Annotated in this window: 17 protein-coding genes; 4 read left to right on the forward strand and 13 right to left on the reverse strand. The window is 67.1% G+C overall.

The genetic code is table 11. From position 1 onward, the window contains the following. Window positions 1-26: 26 nt before the first annotated feature. From GGR03_RS12830 to GGR03_RS12845, 4 genes are all read left to right on the forward strand, one after another. Window positions 27-932: an NAD(P)-dependent oxidoreductase gene (locus tag GGR03_RS12830; protein WP_183208613.1), complete on the forward strand. Its 906-nt coding sequence runs from the start codon at window positions 27-29 to the stop codon at window positions 930-932. A 128-nt stretch (window positions 933-1,060) separates the two neighbouring features. Continuing rightward, window positions 1,061-1,732, forward strand: a complete 672-nt coding sequence (locus GGR03_RS12835) for a GntR family transcriptional regulator (RefSeq protein ID WP_246367935.1) — start codon at window positions 1,061-1,063, stop codon at window positions 1,730-1,732. A gap of 88 nt (window positions 1,733-1,820) precedes the next feature. Continuing rightward, window positions 1,821-2,555 carry an SDR family NAD(P)-dependent oxidoreductase gene (locus GGR03_RS12840; RefSeq protein ID WP_183208615.1) on the forward strand — a complete coding sequence of 245 codons (735 nt, stop codon included), beginning with the start codon at window positions 1,821-1,823 and terminating at the stop codon, window positions 2,553-2,555. Window positions 2,556-2,590: 35 nt separating this feature from the next. Further along, window positions 2,591-3,514, forward strand: coding sequence for an NAD(P)-dependent oxidoreductase (locus GGR03_RS12845; RefSeq protein WP_183208617.1), 924 nt, complete (start codon window positions 2,591-2,593; stop codon window positions 3,512-3,514). 23 nt (window positions 3,515-3,537) lie between these two features. Here the strand turns inward: GGR03_RS12845 and ltnD are convergent, their stop codons facing one another. The 13 genes from ltnD to GGR03_RS12910 form a co-directional block, all read right to left on the reverse strand. Continuing rightward, window positions 3,538-4,446 (reverse strand): L-threonate dehydrogenase, encoded by a 909-nt coding sequence (ltnD, locus tag GGR03_RS12850; protein WP_183208619.1) that lies wholly within the window; start codon window positions 4,444-4,446, stop codon window positions 3,538-3,540. A gap of 5 nt (window positions 4,447-4,451) precedes the next feature. Further along, window positions 4,452-5,354, reverse strand: a complete 903-nt coding sequence (locus tag GGR03_RS12855; protein ID WP_183208621.1) for a carbohydrate ABC transporter permease — start codon at window positions 5,352-5,354, stop codon at window positions 4,452-4,454. A gap of 12 nt (window positions 5,355-5,366) precedes the next feature. Continuing rightward, on the reverse strand, window positions 5,367-6,299 hold the full coding sequence (locus GGR03_RS12860; protein WP_183208623.1) for a carbohydrate ABC transporter permease: 933 nt from the start codon (window positions 6,297-6,299) through the stop codon (window positions 5,367-5,369). A gap of 92 nt (window positions 6,300-6,391) precedes the next feature. Continuing rightward, complete coding sequence (locus GGR03_RS12865) at window positions 6,392-7,711, reverse strand: ABC transporter substrate-binding protein (protein ID WP_183208625.1); 1,320 nt, start codon at window positions 7,709-7,711, stop codon at window positions 6,392-6,394. Between the two features lie 130 nt (window positions 7,712-7,841). Next, on the reverse strand, window positions 7,842-8,906 hold the full coding sequence (locus tag GGR03_RS12870; protein WP_183208627.1) for an ABC transporter ATP-binding protein: 1,065 nt from the start codon (window positions 8,904-8,906) through the stop codon (window positions 7,842-7,844). A gap of 126 nt (window positions 8,907-9,032) precedes the next feature. Then, window positions 9,033-10,664, reverse strand: a complete 1,632-nt coding sequence (locus GGR03_RS12875) for a BCCT family transporter (protein WP_183208630.1) — start codon at window positions 10,662-10,664, stop codon at window positions 9,033-9,035. Window positions 10,665-10,778: 114 nt separating this feature from the next. Further along, window positions 10,779-12,779: an acetyl-CoA carboxylase biotin carboxylase subunit gene (locus tag GGR03_RS12880; RefSeq protein ID WP_183208632.1), complete on the reverse strand. Its 2,001-nt coding sequence runs from the start codon at window positions 12,777-12,779 to the stop codon at window positions 10,779-10,781. Next, a complete protein-coding gene (locus tag GGR03_RS12885; RefSeq protein ID WP_183208633.1) occupies window positions 12,776-13,204 on the reverse strand; it encodes a type II toxin-antitoxin system VapC family toxin in 429 nt (142 codons plus the stop codon). Before GGR03_RS12885 ends, GGR03_RS12880 begins: the two co-directional genes overlap by 4 nt. Continuing rightward, complete coding sequence (locus GGR03_RS12890) at window positions 13,205-13,447, reverse strand: FitA-like ribbon-helix-helix domain-containing protein (protein ID WP_183208635.1); 243 nt, start codon at window positions 13,445-13,447, stop codon at window positions 13,205-13,207. A gap of 42 nt (window positions 13,448-13,489) precedes the next feature. Continuing rightward, window positions 13,490-15,097, reverse strand: coding sequence for a carboxyl transferase domain-containing protein (locus GGR03_RS12895; RefSeq protein WP_183208637.1), 1,608 nt, complete (start codon window positions 15,095-15,097; stop codon window positions 13,490-13,492). Window positions 15,098-15,107: 10 nt separating this feature from the next. Further along, entirely contained in the window at window positions 15,108-15,488 is a 381-nt protein-coding gene (locus GGR03_RS12900) for a type II toxin-antitoxin system VapC family toxin (RefSeq protein WP_183208639.1), read from the reverse strand. Beyond that, window positions 15,485-16,000: an AbrB/MazE/SpoVT family DNA-binding domain-containing protein gene (locus tag GGR03_RS12905; protein WP_183208641.1), complete on the reverse strand. Its 516-nt coding sequence runs from the start codon at window positions 15,998-16,000 to the stop codon at window positions 15,485-15,487. Before GGR03_RS12905 ends, GGR03_RS12900 begins: the two co-directional genes overlap by 4 nt. A gap of 39 nt (window positions 16,001-16,039) precedes the next feature. Next, window positions 16,040-17,203, reverse strand: a complete 1,164-nt coding sequence (locus tag GGR03_RS12910; RefSeq protein ID WP_183208643.1) for an isovaleryl-CoA dehydrogenase — start codon at window positions 17,201-17,203, stop codon at window positions 16,040-16,042. Window positions 17,204-17,325: the final 122 nt, after the last annotated feature.

The following is a 17,325-nucleotide window of genomic DNA, read 5'->3' on the forward strand; positions in this document are numbered from 1 at the left end:
AAGCATCCGCAAGAGAGGCAGAACTGATGGCAGATCGACCCCGCATCGGCTTCGTGGGCGTCGGCCTGATGGGCCACGGCATGGCCAAGAACATCGTCGAGGCCGGCTATCCGCTGACGGTGCTCGCGCACAGGAACCGCGAGCCGGTCGAGGACCTCAAGACGCGTGGTGCCAAGGAAGCGGCCAGCGTCGCCGAGCTCGCCGCGGCGTCGGACGTGATCTTCCTCTGCCTGCCCGGCAGCCCGCAGGTGGAAGCGACGGTTGCGGCGATCCTGGCAGGGGAGCTGCAGGGGAAGACCATCATCGACACCTCGACCAGCAATCCGGTCTCGACCCGCGCGCTGGCCGAGCGCTGCGGCGAGGCGGGCGCGACCTTCATCGACGCGCCGCTGTCGCGCACCCCGAAAGAGGCCTGGGAAGGCACGCTCGACACGATGGTCGGCGCCAGCGAGGCCGAATTCGAGCGGGTTCGCCCGCTGCTCGAGACCTGGGCGGGCAAGGTGGTGCGGGTCGGCGAGACCGGCGCCGGGCACACGATGAAGCTGCTCAACAACTTCGTCTCGCTCGGCTACGCTTCGATCTATTCGGAAGCCCTGGCGATCGGCGCCAAGAACGGCATCGATGCGGCGACCTTTCACGGCGTCATCGGCGGCGGAAGGATGGATTGCGGCTTCTACCAGACCTTCATGCAATACGTCGTCGGACGCGACCGCGACGCGCACAAATTCACGCTGCGCAACGCCCACAAGGACATGCGCTACGTGGTCTCGCTGGCGAACGAGAGCGGCATCGCCTCGCATGTATCCTCGACCGTCAAGAACGGGCTGGCGACGGCTGAATCGCTCGGCCGCGGCGACGACTTCCTGCCGATGCTGTCGGACGTGGTCGCGGAACTGAACGGTGTCCGGCGCGACGGCGGCACAGACCATTGAAAGGCTTGCGCAGCGATGGGCAGAGGAGGACGGCGCTGACGAAGCCTGACGCTCCCGGTGACAACGGCCGTGCACGGGTCCCCGCCGGCGGCTCCCGCCCCCGGCCGAGCCTGCAGGGCGTCGCGTCCATGCCGGCGCGCGAGCGGGCCTATCGCGAGCTGAAGTTCCGGATTCTCGAGGGGCGGCTGCCGCCGGGCACGACGTTGCTCGAGACGGAAGTCGCCGCGCTCCTGTCGATGAGCCGCACGCCGATCCGCGAGGCGCTGATCAAGCTCGACGAGGAAGGCCTCGTGCGGGTGCGCCCGCGTCACGGCGTCACCGTCCGGTCGCAGTCGCTCGACGATCTTGCCGAGATATATGAGGTCTTCTCGGCGCTCGAAGTGGTCGCGGCGCGGCTTCTTGCCCGGCGCGGCCTGTCGGAGGCCGAGATCGACCGGCTGCGCGGGCTGATGGCGCAGATGGAACGCGCCACCAAGCGCGACGACATCGCGCAATGGTCGCAGCTCGACGACAATTTCCATTCCGAGATCGTCGCTCTCTGCGGCAACAGCCGGCTGCAGACGACGCTCCGCCAGTACTGGGACCAGCAATATCGCGCCCGCATGGCGATCGTGCCGCTGCGTCCGCGCCCGTCCCAGTCGGACGAGGAGCACCGGGCGATCGTCGCGGCGATCGCCGCGCGCGACAGCGAAGAGGCGGGACGGCTCCACCAGTTGCATCGCGACCGGACCGACCAGCAGGCGCTGGCGCTGCTGCGGTTGCAGGCGGGGCCGGCCGCGCAGGATGTGACGGACGAATAGGCGGGCGCCGGGCAGCCAAAACAACGTATACATTGCACCAGACGGCGCGCTGTGTGATGAGCCAGCTGGACATGAGGGAGGGGAGAAGATGAACAGGATCGATCTCGAAGGACGGACGGCGGTCATCACGGGCGGCGCACGGGGCATCGGCCTGGCGACGGCCGAGCGGGTGATCGCCAGCGGCGGCTCCGTGGTGATCTGGGACGTCGACGGCAACGCGATCGATGCGGCGGTGGCCGAGCTCGGCGACAAGGCCAGCGGCCGGGTGGTCGAGCTCACCGATGCCGCCGCCGTCGATGAAGCGGCCGGCGCGGCCGGGCGCATTGACATCCTGGTCAACAATGCCGGCATCACCGGCGGCAACGGCAAGACGTGGGAGCTGAGCCCCGAGATCTGGCGCAAGACCGTCGAGGTCAATCTCGTCGCGCCGTTCCTGACCAGCCGCGCCGTGGTGCCGCTGATGCTCGCCAACGGCTACGGGCGCATCGTCAACGTCGCCTCGATCGCCGGCAAGGAGGGCAACCCCAACGCCTCGCATTATTCGGCGTCGAAGGCGGGGCTGATCGGCCTCACCAAGTCGCTCGGCAAGGAACTCGCCGGCACCGGCATCCTGGTCAACTGCATCACCCCGGCCGCGGCCCGCACGGCGATCTTCGACCAGATGAGCCAGGAACACATCGACTACATGCTGTCGAAGATCCCCCTCGCCCGCTTCGTCGAGCCGGCCGAGGTCGCGGCGATGATCGTCTGGCTGGCGTCGGAGGATTGTTCCTTCTCGACCGGCGCCGTGTTCGATATTTCCGGCGGCCGCGCCGTCTACTGATCCGGGCGCCAGCCGCCGCCACGAGGAGAACCGCCATGGCCATCGCCCATGTGACGCTGATCGGCACCGGCCTGATGGGCGGGCCGATGGCCCGCAACATCGCCAAGGCCGGCTTTGCCGTCACGGTGTGGAACCGCACGCGCGGCAAGGCCGAGGCGCTGGCCGACGTGGCGACCGTCGCCGCCGATCCCCCCGCGGCGGTCGCGAAGGCCGACGCGGTCATCACCATGGTCGATAATTCGCCGGTGGTGACGGAGATCTATTTCGGCAGCGAGGGCGTGGTGGAGGCCGCGCCCGAGGGCACGCTGTTCATCGACATGTCGTCGATTCAGCCGGCGGTCGCCCGCGACCACGCCGCCGCCATCGAGGCCGCCGGTCGCCGCCATCTCGACGCGCCGGTCTCGGGCGGCGAGAAGGGCGCGATCGAGGCGACGCTGGCGATCATGGCCGGCGGGCGCCAGGACGATTACGACGACGCCGAGAGGCTGCTGGCGGCGATGGGCCGGCCGACGCTCGTCGGCGTGCATGGCGCCGGCCAGGTCGCCAAGCTCGCCAACCAGGTGATCGTCGCGGTGACGATCGGCGCGGTCTCCGAAGCGATGCTGCTGGCGCAGGAAGGCGGCTGCGACCCGGCGGCGCTGCGCACGGCGCTGATGGGCGGCTTTGCCACCTCGCGCATCCTGGATCTCCACGGCGAGCGCATGGCCGAGCGCAACTGGGTGCCGGGCGGGCCGCTGGCGCTGCAGCTGAAGGATATCGAGAACGCGCTGGAAGTCGCCCGCGCTGCCGGCCTCCGGCTGCCGCTGACGGAGGTCGCGCGGGACGCGTTCCACGCCCTCACCCACGAGATGGACATGGGACGCCACGACCACGCCGCCTATCTGCGCTGGCTGGAGGCGATCAATCCCGGCAAAAGGCTGGGCTCCGGCCCGGACCGGGAGCCGGTGATGACCGGCTGACCGGGCCTCGCCGAGCCGAGGCGCTACGCCTTCGGCTCGTCCCCCGGCAGGGTGATGCCCGGGAAAACCTTGATCACCGCACTGTCGTCGAGCTGGCCGTAGCCGGCCTGGCTGGCTGTGGCGAACATCGCGTAGGCCGTCGTCGCCAGCGGCAGCGGGAATTTCATCGACAGGCCCGTCTCGGTGACGAGGCCGAGATCCTTGACGAAGATGTCGACCGCGGAATGCGGCGTGTAGTCGCCGTCGACGACATGGCGCATGCGGTTCTCGAACATCCAGGAATTGCCGGCGGCGTGCGTGACGACGTCGTACATCGTCTCCAGCTTAATGCCCGCCTTTGCGGCGAGCGCCATTGCCTCCGCGCCCGCGGCGATGTGGACGCCGGCGAGCAGCTGGTGGATGATCTTCACCGTCGCGCCGTCGCCGATCGTCTCCGAGATGCGGTAGACCTTGCCGGCGACCGCATCGAGCACCGGCTGCAGCGCGTCGAACACCTGCGCCGGGCCGGCGGCCATCACCGTCATGTCGCCGCAAGCGGCCTTGACCGGGCCGCCCGACACCGGTGCGTCGAGCATGGCGAGCCCTGCCTCGGCGAGATCGGCGGCGATGGCTTTGGCGTCGGCGACGGAGATGGTCGCGGAGACCATCACCGGCGTCCCGGGCTTCAGATGCGCGGCGATCCCCTGCTCGCCGAACAGCGCGTCGCGGCACTGCGCGGCGTTGACGGTGAGGACGACGACCGCGTCGAGATCGCGTGCGAAGGCTCGGCCGCCAGCGCCGGTCGCGACCGCGCCGGCCGCCATCAGCTCGTCGCAGGCGCTGTTGCGGGGATCGATGCCGTATGTGGCGAGCCCGGCTGCGAGGCACGATTTCGCCGCGCCCATGCCCATCGAGCCGAGGCCGATCACCGCGACGCGCATCGCCTCTGCCATGACTGCTATTCCTTCACGGCGCCGGTCATCGACGAGACGTAGTAGTCGACGAAGAACGAATAGAGGATGACCACCGGCAGCGAGCCCAGCAGGGCGCCGGCCATCAGCGCTCCCCATTCGTAGATGTCGCCGCGCACCAGTTCGGTCAGCACGCCGACCGGAACGGTCTTGTTCTCCGAGGAGGAGATGAAGGTCAGGGCGTAGATGAACTCGTTCCAGGACAGGGTGAAGGCGAAGATGCCGGCGGAGATCAAGCCCGGCACGGCGAGCGGCAGGACGACCTTGGTGAGGATCTGCCAGCGTGTCGCTCCGTCCACCAGGGCGCTCTCCTCGAGCTCGAAGGGGATGGTGCGGAAATAGCCCATCAGCAGCCAGGTGCAGAACGGGATCAGGAAGGTCGGGTAGGTCAGGATCAGCGCCAGCCGGGAATCGAAGATGCCGACCTGGAAGACGATGAAGGCGAGCGGGATGAACAGGATCGACGGCGGCACGAGATAGGCGAGGAAGATCAGGAGGCCGGTCACGCGCGCACCGGAGAAGCGGATGCGCTCGATCGCATAGGCCGCGAAGACCGAAGCGGCGAGCGAGATGACCGTCGAGGCGACCGAGACCAGCAACGTGTTCCACAGCCAGCCCGGATAGGAGGTCTCGAACAGGAGGTACTTGATGTGCTCCAGCGTCGGCTGCACCACCCAGAACGGGCTGTACTGCTGGTAGTTGGTGAGCTGGTTGTCCGGCTTCACCGCGGTGATCGCCATCCAGTAGAACGGGAACAGCAGCACGAAGACGAACACCGCCAGCGGCAGATAGACCACGAGGATCCGCCGCGGCAGCGTGTTGAACTGGCGCATGCCCTCCGAATCGTCGCGGATCGGGGCGCGAACGCCGGCGGCGTCTTGCTGGCTCATCGGATCATCTCCTCAGTCTGCCCCGCCCTGCTGCCACTTGCGTCGCTGCAGCCCGAAGAACGAGAACAGGATGGCGGCCAGCAGGAACGGGATCATTGCCACCGCGATCGCGGCGCCCTCGCCGAGCTGGCCGCCGGGGATCGCGCGCTGGAACGACAGCGTCGCCATCAGATGCGTGGCGTTGACCGGCCCGCCTCTTGTCAGCACGTAGATCAGCTGGAAGTCGGTGAAGGTGAACAGCACCGAGAAGGTCATCACCACCGCGATGATCGGGGTCAGCAGCGGCAGGGTGATCTTGCTGAAGCGCTGCCACGAGGTGGCGCCGTCCAGCGCCGCTGCCTCGTTGAGCGACTGCGGGATCGTCTGCAGCCCGGCGAGCAGCGAGATCGCGACGAAGGGAATGCCGCGCCAGACATTGGCGGCGATCACCGATGCACGGGCATTGTTCGGGTCGCCGAGGAAGTTGATCGGCGCATCGATCCAGCCCCACTGCATCAGCACCCAGGAAATGATCGAGAACTGCGAATCGTAGATCCACCAGAAGGCCAGGGCCGACAGCACCGTCGGCACCACCCAGGGAAGAAGTATGATCGCCCGGAAGAACGTCTTGAACGGCAGATGCTCGTTGAGGATCAGCGCCAGCCAGAGTCCCAGCCCGAATTTCAGCACGGACGCCACGGTCGTGTAGAGCACGGTGTTGTAGACGGACAGCCAGAACACCGGGTCGTCGAACAGCCAGGCATAGTTCTCCAGCCCGATGAACACGCCGGTGCGGCCGATCGTCGTGTCGGTGAAGCCGAGCCAGACGCCGAGAAACAGCGGATAGGTCAGGAAGCACAGCAGGAAGGCCGCGGCCGGCACCATGAACAGGATGCCGAGGCCGTTGCGGCTCTGCGACAGCCGGGCAAGGCGAGACTGCCGCGTGGGCGCTGCTGTGCTGGACATGGAACGGGCCTCCCCATCGCTGCTGCATGCTCGTGCCGGTTTTGCCGGCGTGGCGGCGGCGCACGGGGCGCCGCCACCGGATCAACGGAACGTCAGCTTCGGTAGTAGCGCTGCGCCCGCCGCTCGGCGTTGGCCATGGCGTCTTCCGGCGAGCGCTGGCCGGTGACAGCCTCGGCGAACATGTCGACGAGGACGTAGTCGGCCATCGCGCCTGCGGAGGCGGCGCCGAGCGGGCCGGCGTAGCCGTTCGGCCTCAGCGTCTCCGACGCCCGCGCGTATGGCGCGTGGATCGGGTTCGAGGTCCAGACCGGGTTGTCGGCGAAGGCCTTCAGCGGCTGGCAGCAATAGGCGCTGGCACCCTCGATCCAGGCGTTCATCTGGTCGGCCTGGTACATGAAGTCGATATAGGCCTTGGCGGCCTGCGGATACGCCGTATGGCTGAAGATCGACAGGGTCGAGGTCTGGTGCAGTTCCACCGGCTCGCCGAGCGGGCCGACCGGGAAGTTCACCGTGCGGATGTCCTCGGCGATCTCGGCCATGGCCGGATCCTTGGTCGCGGCGTAATAGAGCGAGACGCCGTTGGCCGTCAGCGACACCTGGCCGGCCAGGAAGGCGCGGTTGTTGTTGATGTCGAGCCAGCTCTCGGTGCCCGGGATGAAGGTCGCGTAGAGCTTCTGGGCATATTCGATCGCGGCCTTGGTCTCCGGGCTGTTGATCGTGACGTTGCCCTGTTCGTCGACCATCTTGCCGCCGTGGCTCCACAGCAGCCAATGGGCATAGTTGTTGCCGTCGCCGACGGCCTTGCCGTGCGGGAATCCGGCCGGTGTACCCTTTTCCTTGAGCGCCGTGCAGAGCGCCAGGAACCCGTCGGTGTCGGTCGGGAACTCCTCGAAACCCGCCGCCTTCATGTGGCTGTCGCGGTAGCAGATGGCGTTGCCGATGGCGCAGAGCGGCACGGCGATGAACTTGTCGCCCTGCTTGGCGTAGCCTTCGAGCCCCTCGTACCAGCCGCCATGCTGCTCGCCGAGGGCGGTGGCGAGGTCGGTCACGTCGACCAGCTTGTCGGGATACTGGAACGGGTCGTCGAACCAGCTCATCACCATGTCCGGGCCGGAGCCGACATTGGCCGCGACGGCAGCCTTCGGACGCACGTCCTCCCAGCTTTCCTGGTCGATCTGGACCTGGACACCCGTCGCCTCGGTGAAGGCCTGGGTATTGGCGTTCCAGGCGGCTTCCTCGCCGGCAACGAACGGCACCCAGCGCAGGAGCCGCAGCGTGGCCCCTTCCTCGGGCGTGAAGCGGGCGGCGGCGGCCTGCGCCATCGCCCGGGTGATGCCGAAACGGTCGCCCAGCGCGGCACCGGCGGCGATACCGGCAGTGCCTGCGAGCAGCGTTCTGCGATTGATCGTCATGCTGTTTCCTCCTCTTGCGCGGAAGCGTTCCGGCTTGTGCCGCCGGCGGGCTCCCGCTGCCGCCGCGGCTCGTCACAGACTGCGGTCGCCCTGCCCCCGTCCTCCACGGGCGCCGGGCTGCCGTTGCGGGTCAGTCCGACACACGCGCACCCGTCTGGGCGTCGAACAGATGCACGGCCTCGGGATCGATCGAGACCATCAGCTGGTCGCCCGGGCCTTCGGTGATGCGCTCGCGGAAGACGCAGATCACCTCGGTGGCGCCCAGCCGGGCGACCACATGGGTTTCCGAGCCGGTCGGCTCGACAACCTCGATAAGCAGCTTCACGTCGCCGCCGATGCGGAAGGATTCCGGCCGCACGCCGTAGATCGTCTCGCGGCCGGGCGCCGCCTTGCCCGGACGGGCGATCGGCAGCCTGAACCCGTCGCCGGTGACGAAGCGCGTCCGGTCGTCGGGATCGGCCGCGCCGGTCAGCATGTTCATGGCGGGCGAGCCGATGAAGCCGGCGACGAAGAGATTGTCAGGCCGGTCGTAGAGCTCCAGCGGCGTGCCGACCTGCGCGACGCGGCCGTCATGCATGACGACGATCTTGTCGGCCATGGTCATCGCCTCGATCTGGTCGTGGGTGACGTAGACCGTGGTGGTCTTCAGGCGCTGGTGGAGATTCTTGATCTCGGTGCGCATCGACACGCGCAGCTTGGCGTCGAGATTGGATAGCGGCTCGTCGAACAGGAACACCTGCGGATCGCGCACGATCGCCCGGCCCATGGCGACGCGCTGGCGCTGGCCGCCCGACAGCTGGCGCGGATAGCGATCGAGAAGATGCGTCAGGCCGAGAATCTCGGCGGCCGGCTTCACCCGGTCCTCGATCTCCTGCTTCGACGCACGCTTCAGCATCAGCGAGAACGCCATGTTCTGGGCGACCGTGATGTGCGGATAGAGCGCGTAGTTCTGGAAGACCATCGCGATGTCGCGATCCTTCGGCGGCAGGTCGTTGACCACCCGATCGCCGATCAGGATTTCGCCGGCACTGACATGCTCGAGCCCGGCGAGCATGCGCAGCAGCGTCGACTTCCCGCAGCCCGATGGCCCGACGAGCACGACGAACTGCCCCTCGTCGATATCGATTGATACGCCGTGCAGCACTTCTACCGTGCCGAACGCCTTGCGGACGTCCCGGAACGTCACCGATGCCATGCGCTTCCTCACCCAAGCGGACGTATTCTTGCCGTTGGGCGGCATACTGTCCGCTAAGCTGCGGTCGCGCAACTGCCTCTAAAAAAATAATGTATACGTCGGCTGCAGGCGTGTGGGCGCCGCGCCTCAGCTCTCGACGGCGAGCTTCGGCGGCCCCTTTAAGGCCTCCTCGTCGGCATAGGCATTCGGCAGATTGGCTTCCGCCTCCTGCTCGGTACGGTACCATTGCTTGTACCGGTACATCACCAGCTTGTCCCGGCCGAGCCCGCGCAGGAGGCCGTACATCATCACGATGATGACGAAGGCGAAGGGGAAGCCGGCGACCACGGCTGCCGCCTGCAGAGCGTTCAGCCCGCCCGCCGCCAACAGCACCGCGGCGATGCAGCCCTCGGTGATCGCCCAGAACATCCGCTGGATCTTCGGTGGGTTGGCGTCGCCGCCGGCCGTGAGCATGTCGATGACGAAGCTGCCGCTGTCGGAGGAGGTGACGAACCACATCACGATCATCACCATGATCACGCAGGAGATCAGGCCGGGGAACGGGAAGAACTCCAGGAGCTTGAAGATGGCGTTGCCGTAGCTTTCCTTCGTCGCCTCGATCAGACCCGGGTCACCGGCGAGCTCGAGATTGAGCGCCGTGCCGCCGAAGGCGGTGAACCAGAAGAACAGGATGGCGGTCGGCACCAGCAGCACGCCGAGGATGAACTCGCGCACGGTGCGGCCGCGCGAGATGCGGGCGATGAAGATGCCGACGAAGGGCGACCAGGAAATCCACCAGGCCCAGTAGAAGATCGTCCAGTCGACCTGCCAGTTGGTTCCCGAATAGGCCTCGCTCCAGGTACCGAAGGTGATCAGGCCGGCGACGTAGTTGCCGACATTCTCGACGAAGCTGTCGAAGATGTAGAGGGTCGGCCCGGTGAGCACGATGAAGGCGAGGAGCGCGAAGCTCAGTCCGATGTTGAGGCTCGAGATCCGCTTGATGCCGCCGTCGAGGCCGAGCATCACGGAGATCGTCGCGAGCCCGGTGATGCCGGCGATGAGCGCGATCTGCACGAGCAGGCTGTCCGCGACGCCGAACACGATGCCGAGCCCCGCATTGATCTGCATGACGCCCAGCCCGAGCGAGGTGACGATGCCGAACATCGTGCCGAACACGGCCAGGATGTCGACCGTATGCCCGATCGGTCCGTAGATGCGCTCGCCGATCAGCGGATAGAGCGCCGAGCGGACCGAGAGCGGCAGGCCGTTGCGGTAGTGGAAATAGGCAAGCGACAGGCCGACGATGCCGTAGATCGCCCAGCCGTGCAGGCCCCAGTGCAGGAAGGACAGGACCATCGCCTGCTTGGCGGCCTCGATCGTCTGGGGTTCGCCCATCGGCGGGGCGAAGAAATGGAACAGCGGCTCGGAGACCGCCCAGTAGAGCAGCCCGATGCCGATGCCGGCGCTGAACAGCATCGCGGTCCAGGGCATGAGGCCGTATTCCGGTGATTCCGTCTGCGCCCCGAGGCGGATGTCGCCATAGCGGCTGAATGCCAGATAGACGCAGAGGCCGAGCGCCAGGTTCGTCGTCAGGATCAGGAACCAGCCGAAATAATCGGCGATCCCCGCCTGCGCACCGGTGAAGATCGTCGAGGCAAGTTCGGTGAAGACCGCGCCGAAGAGGATGAAGCCGACGATGAGGAACGCGGAGATGGTGAAGACGGGTCGACTGACGTTCGGAAACGGCCCGAGCCGCCCGGTCTTAACCTCGGTTGCCATGCTTGACGTCCCTGTTTCCCGGGACGAAAGCCCTTCCCCCTGGAAAAACCGCGGTCCCTGCGAGAATGCCAAGACCCATAGCCGGGAAAGGTTCCAAAATTCGGCTATTTTGCGTCAATTTTCGGGCGCGAGCGACAGCAGAAGGGCGCCGTCCTCGACCTGATCACCGATCGCGACGACGACCTCGCCGACGACGCCGTCGCGCGGACTGACCAGCGAATGCTCCATCTTCATCGCCTCGATGACGACCAGCGCCTCGCCCTTCTTCACCGCGTCGCCGGCCTGCACCCTGACCAGCCTGACGAGGCCCGGCATCGGCGCAATGATCCGGTCGCTGCCCTCCTCCTCGGCATGGGCGACGGCGCTGTAGTGGCGGAAGCGGTGCGCCTCGCCTTCCAGGAAGACCGTCTGACCATCGGCATCGCACGCGATCCCGGCATCGAAAACGTGCCCGTCCACCGAGACGCGGGCCCCCTCGGCGTCCGCTCCCATCACGGTAAGGTCGAGCGTCTCCCCTTCGGCTGCGACGGAGAAGCGGCGGTTTCCGCGGTCGCTGACGACGATGTCCCGCCGCGTGCCGTTCTCGTCCTCGAAGCGCGCCGTCTGCCGCGCGACGCCCCAGGCCCGAAAGCCCCGCAGGCTCGACCACGGGTCGGCGGAGGAGTTCGGCGGCGCAAGATGCGCCAGGCTGGCCAGGGCCGCGAGCGCCGCCGCTTCCGCCGAAGCGGGAGGCGACGCCGCCAGCGTCTCCTGATCCCGGCCGATCAGCCCGGTATCGACCGCCCCGGCGACAAATCGCGGGTGGTTCGCCAGGCGCGAGAGGAAGGCGACATTGGTGACCGAGCCGGCGATGCGGGTTTTCCCCAGAGCCTTGCGCAAGAGGCCGATGGCACTCGTCCGGTCCGGCCCGTGGACGATCAGCTTGGCGATCATCGGGTCGTAATGCGGGGTTATCCGGTCGCCCTGCCGCACGCCCGTGTCGATGCGCACACCCGAAAGGCCCTCCGGAAACCGCAGATGAGCCAGCGTTCCGGTCGCCGGCAGAAAGCCTCTCGCCGCATCCTCGGCATAGATCCGCGCCTCGATGGCGTGACCGTCGATGCGGACACCCTCTTGCGTGAGAGGCAGTCGTTCGCCCGCGGCGACGCGCAGTTGCCATTCGACGAGATCGAGCCCGGTGATCGCCTCGGTCACCGGGTGCTCCACCTGCAGGCGGGTGTTCATCTCCATGAACCAGAACCGGTCGGGCCGAAGCCCTTCGGAGGCATCGGCGATGAACTCGACCGTCCCGGCGCCTTCGTAGGCGATGGCTTTCGCCGCCCTGACCGCCGCCGCGCCCATAGCCGCGCGCATCGCGGCAGGCATATCGGGCGCCGGCGCCTCCTCGATCACCTTCTGGTGGCGTCGCTGCAGCGAGCAGTCACGCTCGAAGAGATGGATGACATTGCCATGGCTGTCGCCGAAGACCTGGATTTCGATGTGGCGCGGGGTGTCGACGTATTTCTCGATCAGGCAGTGCGGATCGCCGAACGAGGCCTCGCCTTCCCGCCGGGCGCCCGCCAGCGCGGCAGTAAATTCCGCCGGATCGTCGACCCGGCGCATGCCCTTGCCGCCGCCCCCGGCACGGGCCTTGATCAGCACCGGATAGCCGATCTGCGCCGCTTCCCTGGCGAGGGAGTCCGGATCCTGCTCGTCGCCGTGATAGCCCGGCACGACCGGCACGCCCGCCGCCTGCATCAGCCGCTTGGCTTCGTCCTTGAGGCCCATCGCCCGGATGGCGACGGCCGAGGGGCCGACGAAGATCAGCCCGGCGGCCTCCACCGCATCGACGAACGCCGCATTCTCCGACAGGAAGCCGTAGCCGGGATGGATCGCGTCGGCGCCGGTCCGCAGCGCTGCCGCAATGATGCGCTCACCCCGCAGATAGCTCTCGCCGACCGGCGCCGCTCCGATATGCACCGCCTCGTCGGCCATCGCGACATGCAGCGCGTCCGCGTCGGCATCGGAGAAGACCGCGACGGTGCGGATGCCGAGGCGCTGTGCCGTCCGGATCACCCGGCAGGCGATCTCGCCGCGATTGGCGATGAGGAGGGAGGGGATGGCATTCGCCGTCATCTGATCACCGGCATATCGGACCAGCCCAACTTCTCGACCGCGGGGACCGGAAGGCGGCGATCGTCGGTTACGAAGGCCGAGGCTTCAGCAAGTCTCGCGGACGCCACGTGGATGGCATCGGGGAGCGCCATCCGATGGGCGGCGCGCAGGGCAGCCGCTTCGACGAGCACCGCCCGCGACACCGACATTACCGCGAGCCACGATTGCGAGGCAAAGAGGGCGTAATATGCTCGCACCGTATGCGCGACAGCGTCGGTCAGCGGCTTGACCAGGCATTCGGCCAGCGCGATCTCGCTGGTTACGGCGATCAGCGCACCGGCGTCGATCTGCTCGACGAAAACGCGTTGGTTCGGCGTTAGCGGGGCCACGGGCTCGACCAGCGCGATCAGGACATTTGTGTCGAGATAGATGGTCGGGCCGTCCAACTAGCGCTCGCCCTCTTCGCGCAGCGCGCGAACATGCGCGACGATAGCTTCCGGCGTTTTCAGCGAATGCGGCGATGAACCGGCGCCGACCAACGACATCAGGGAGCGCCGCTCCGGCTGTTCCAGCGCGGCCCCGAGGATCGCCCGGACCTCCGCCTCCGCCGACCGACCATTCTGCTTCGCCCGAGCCTTGAGCCGCTCCAGTATCGCCTCGTCGATCTGACGTACGATCATCTGAGCCATCTGCCCCCTCCGTGATATCGGAATGATATCATACCGGATCCTTCACATCCGGAACAGGCCGAACCGCGTCTCGGGGATCGGCGCGTTCAGCGCCACCGACAGCGACAGGCCGAGAATGGCGCGGGTCCTGGCGGGGTGGACGATGCCGTCATCCCACAGCCGCGCCGAGGCGTAGAGCGGCTGGCTCTGGCGCTCGAACATCTCGATCGTCGGGCGCTTGAATTCGGCCTCCTCGTCGGCGGACCACGCGCCGCCCTTGCGCTCGATCCCGTCGCGGCGGACGGTGGCAAGGACGCCCGCGGCCTGCTCGCCGCCCATGACCGCGATGCGGCTGTTCGGCCAGGTCCAGAGGAAGCGGGGCGAATAGGCGCGGCCCGCCATGCCGTAATTGCCGGCGCCGTAGGAGGCGCCGATCAGCAGCGTGATCTTCGGTACCGAGGTCGTCGCAACGGCGGTGACCAGCTTGGCCCCGTGCCGGGCGATGCCGCCGGCCTCGTAGGCGCGGCCGACCATGAAGCCGGTGATGTTCTGCAGGAAGACCAGCGGGATCTTCCGCTGCGAGCAGAGTTCGACGAAATGCGCGCCTTTCACGGCGCTTTCGGAAAACAGGACGCCGTTGCTGGCGACGATGCCGACCGGCATGCCGTGCACATGGGCGAAGCCGCAGACCAGCGTCGTGCCGTAGCGCGCCTTGAACTCGTCGAAGCGCGAGCCGTCGACCACGCGGGCGATCACCTCGCGCACGTCGTAGGGAGTGCGGGTATCGGCCGGCACGAGGCCGAGCAGATCCTCGGGGTCGTAGGCGGGATCTTCCGGCGCCTGCAGTTGGACCGTTTCGGGCTTTCGCCGGTTGAGGTTGGCGATCGCCCGGCGGGCAAGCTCCAGCGCATGCAGATCGTCATTCGCCAGATGATCGGCCACCCCCGACAGTCGCGTATGGACATCGCCGCCGCCGAGGTCCTCGGCCGAGACGATTTCGCCCGTCGCGGCCTTCACCAGCGGCGGGCCGGCGAGGAAGATCGTGCCCTGGTTCTTGACGATGATCGTCTCGTCGCTCATCGCCGGCACGTATGCCCCGCCCGCCGTGCAGGAGCCCATCACGACGGCGATCTGGGCGATGCCCTTCGCCGACATCTGCGCCTGATTGTAGAAGATCCGGCCGAAATGGTCGCGGTCGGGGAAGACCTCGTCCTGGTTCGGCAGATTGGCCCCGCCGGAATCGACCAGATAGACGCAAGGCAGGTTGTTCGCCTCGGCGATCTCCTGAGCCCGCAGGTGCTTCTTCACCGTCAGCGGAAAATAGGTGCCGCCCTTCACCGTCGCGTCGTTGGCGAGGATCATCACCTCGCGTCCCGCCACCCGGCCGATCCCGGCGATCGCGCCCGCGGCGGGCACCTCGCCGCCATACATGTCGTGCGCCGCGAACAGCCCGATCTCGAGAAAGGGCGAGCCGGGGTCGATCAGACCCTCGACGCGATCGCGCGGCAAAAGCTTGCCGCGGCCCACATGCCGCTCGCGCGCGGCCATGCCGCCGCCGGCCATCGCCGTCTCCGCCGCTGCCTCGACAATCTCGATCTGCTGCAGCATCGCTGCGCGATTGGCCGCGAAGGCTTCGGAGCGGGGGCTGACCGCTGAGGTCAGGCGGGTCATGGAACGTGCCTCACCTGATCAACTCGACGGTGATGCCGAGGTCGACCTGCGACCAGACACGATCAGCGGTCAGGGCCGGGCGGCCTTCGCGCTCGGCGAGCGCCAGGCATGCACGATCGGCGAAGGAGAAACCCAGATGCCTCGTCCTCGGGCGCAATGAGGCGGCCAGCACCGCCAGTTCCTGGTCGAAGGGCACGAACATCAGAGGAAATCTCGTGACGGCACGACGCGCATTCTCCAGATCGAAACCGCGGTCGAGCAATTTGGAGACGGCCTCGGAGACGTTGACCGTAAGCATGAACGCGTCCGAAAGCGAGCGTTCCACGACACTCCCGCCCGGCTCTCCGAAGATGACCGCGAGGAGCGCCGATGCATCGAGAACAACGGTCAAGAAGGGCTCTCGTCCTCGCGCCGCGCCTCTTCTCGTCGCTCGGCGATCAGCTCATCGACAGCGGAACCCTGGCCCCGGTCGAGATCTCGCGCCAGAGCCTGCACGTGGCGCACCACACCTTTTGGCGACAAGATCCGTAATTCACCGTCGATGACCTCGGCGCTGACCACGCCATCTTCGCCGAGAAGCATGGCCGTCCGCATCTCGGAAGGGATGACCACACGCCCGTCCTTGCCAATTGTCAGGCGCGTCGACCGGACCGAGCCCAAATCCTCCGAGCGATCCGCATGTCGTGCGTCGTATTCGTGCTTCCAGTGAAAATACTGGGTCGACGCGGTGTTCGCATTGCCGCCTTCCGCTACGGCAGCGTCAACGACAGCCTTGCGATCGGCACGCCGGCCGAGCCGCTTGCTAAGGGTGTCGGCAATCTCCCAAACGCGTCCCGTTTTCGAGTGCGCCTCGGGAGGATTGCGCGAGGCGGGCTTTCTGATCCGAGACATCCAGCCTCCCAAGATAGAACATGCCATAATCTATACATCTGAGCTTCTCGATCAACCGGTCTCCCGAAACAGCTCCCGCCCGATCAGCATGCGGCGGATCTCGCTGGTGCCGGCGCCGATCTCGTAGAGCTTGGCGTCGCGCAGCAGCCGTCCGGTCGGATAGTCGTTGATGTAGCCGTTGCCGCCGAGTGCCTGGATCGCCTCCAGCGCCATCTGCGTCGCCTTCTCTGCGGCGTACAGGATGCAGCCGGCGGCATCCTTGCGGCTGGTCTCGCCGCGGTCGCAGGCTGCGGCGACCGCGTAGACATATGCCCGGCAGGCATTCATCGTCACATACATGTCGGCCAGCTTCCCCTGCATCAGCTGGAATTCGCCGATCGCCTGCCCGAACTGCTTGCGCTCGTGAACGTAGGGAACGACCACGTCCATGCACGCGGCCATGATGCCGAGCGGGCCGGCCGACAGGACCACCCGCTCGTAGTCGAGACCGCTCATCAGCACCTTGGCGCCGCCGCCCTCCTCGCCGAGAACGTTCTCGAACGGCACCTCGCAATCCTGAAAGACCAGTTCGCAGGTGTTCGAGCCGCGCATGCCGAGCTTGTCGAGCTTCTGGGCGGTCGAAAAGCCGGTCATCGCCTTCTCGACGAGGAAGGCGGTGATGCCGCGCGGCCCGGCGTCCGGGTCCGTCCTGGCGTAGACGATCAGGGTCGAGGCGTCGGGGCCGTTGGTGATCCACATCTTGGTGCCGTTGAGGACGTACCGGTCGTTCCGCTTCTCGGCCCGAAGCTTCATGCCGACGACGTCCGACCCGGCCCCCGATTCCGACATCGCCAGCGCGCCGACATGTTCGCCGGAGACCAGCTTCGGCAGATATCGCCGCTTCTGCTCCGGCGTGCCGTTGCGACGGATCTGGTTGACGCAGAGATTGGAGTGGGCGCCGTAGGACAGCCCGACCGACGCCGAGGCACGGGATATCTCCTCCATGGCGACGCAATGGGCGAGATAACCCATCGCGGCACCACCGTATTCTTCCTCGACGGTGATGCCGAGCAGGCCGAGCGCGCCAAGTTCCGTCCAGAGTTCGTCCGGGAAGGCGTTTTCCGCATCGATGGCGGCAGCGCGCGGCGCGATCGTCTCCTGCGCAAAGCGCCTGACCATGCTGCGCAGTGCCTCGACATCCTCGCCGAGCGCGAAATTCATGCCGGTGTCGAACATGCCCCGCGTCCTCCCTGACGTTCCCGCATGCGGGCGATCTCGTCTGAATAGCATTTCGTCCCGGAGCACCTGCAAGTCCCGGCATGTTCACGGGGTTCGCCACAAGACCTGCACCCCGGATC

Source organism: Aurantimonas endophytica (assembly GCF_014196845.1).
GTDB classification, from domain to species: Bacteria; Pseudomonadota; Alphaproteobacteria; order Rhizobiales; family Rhizobiaceae; genus Aurantimonas; species Aurantimonas endophytica.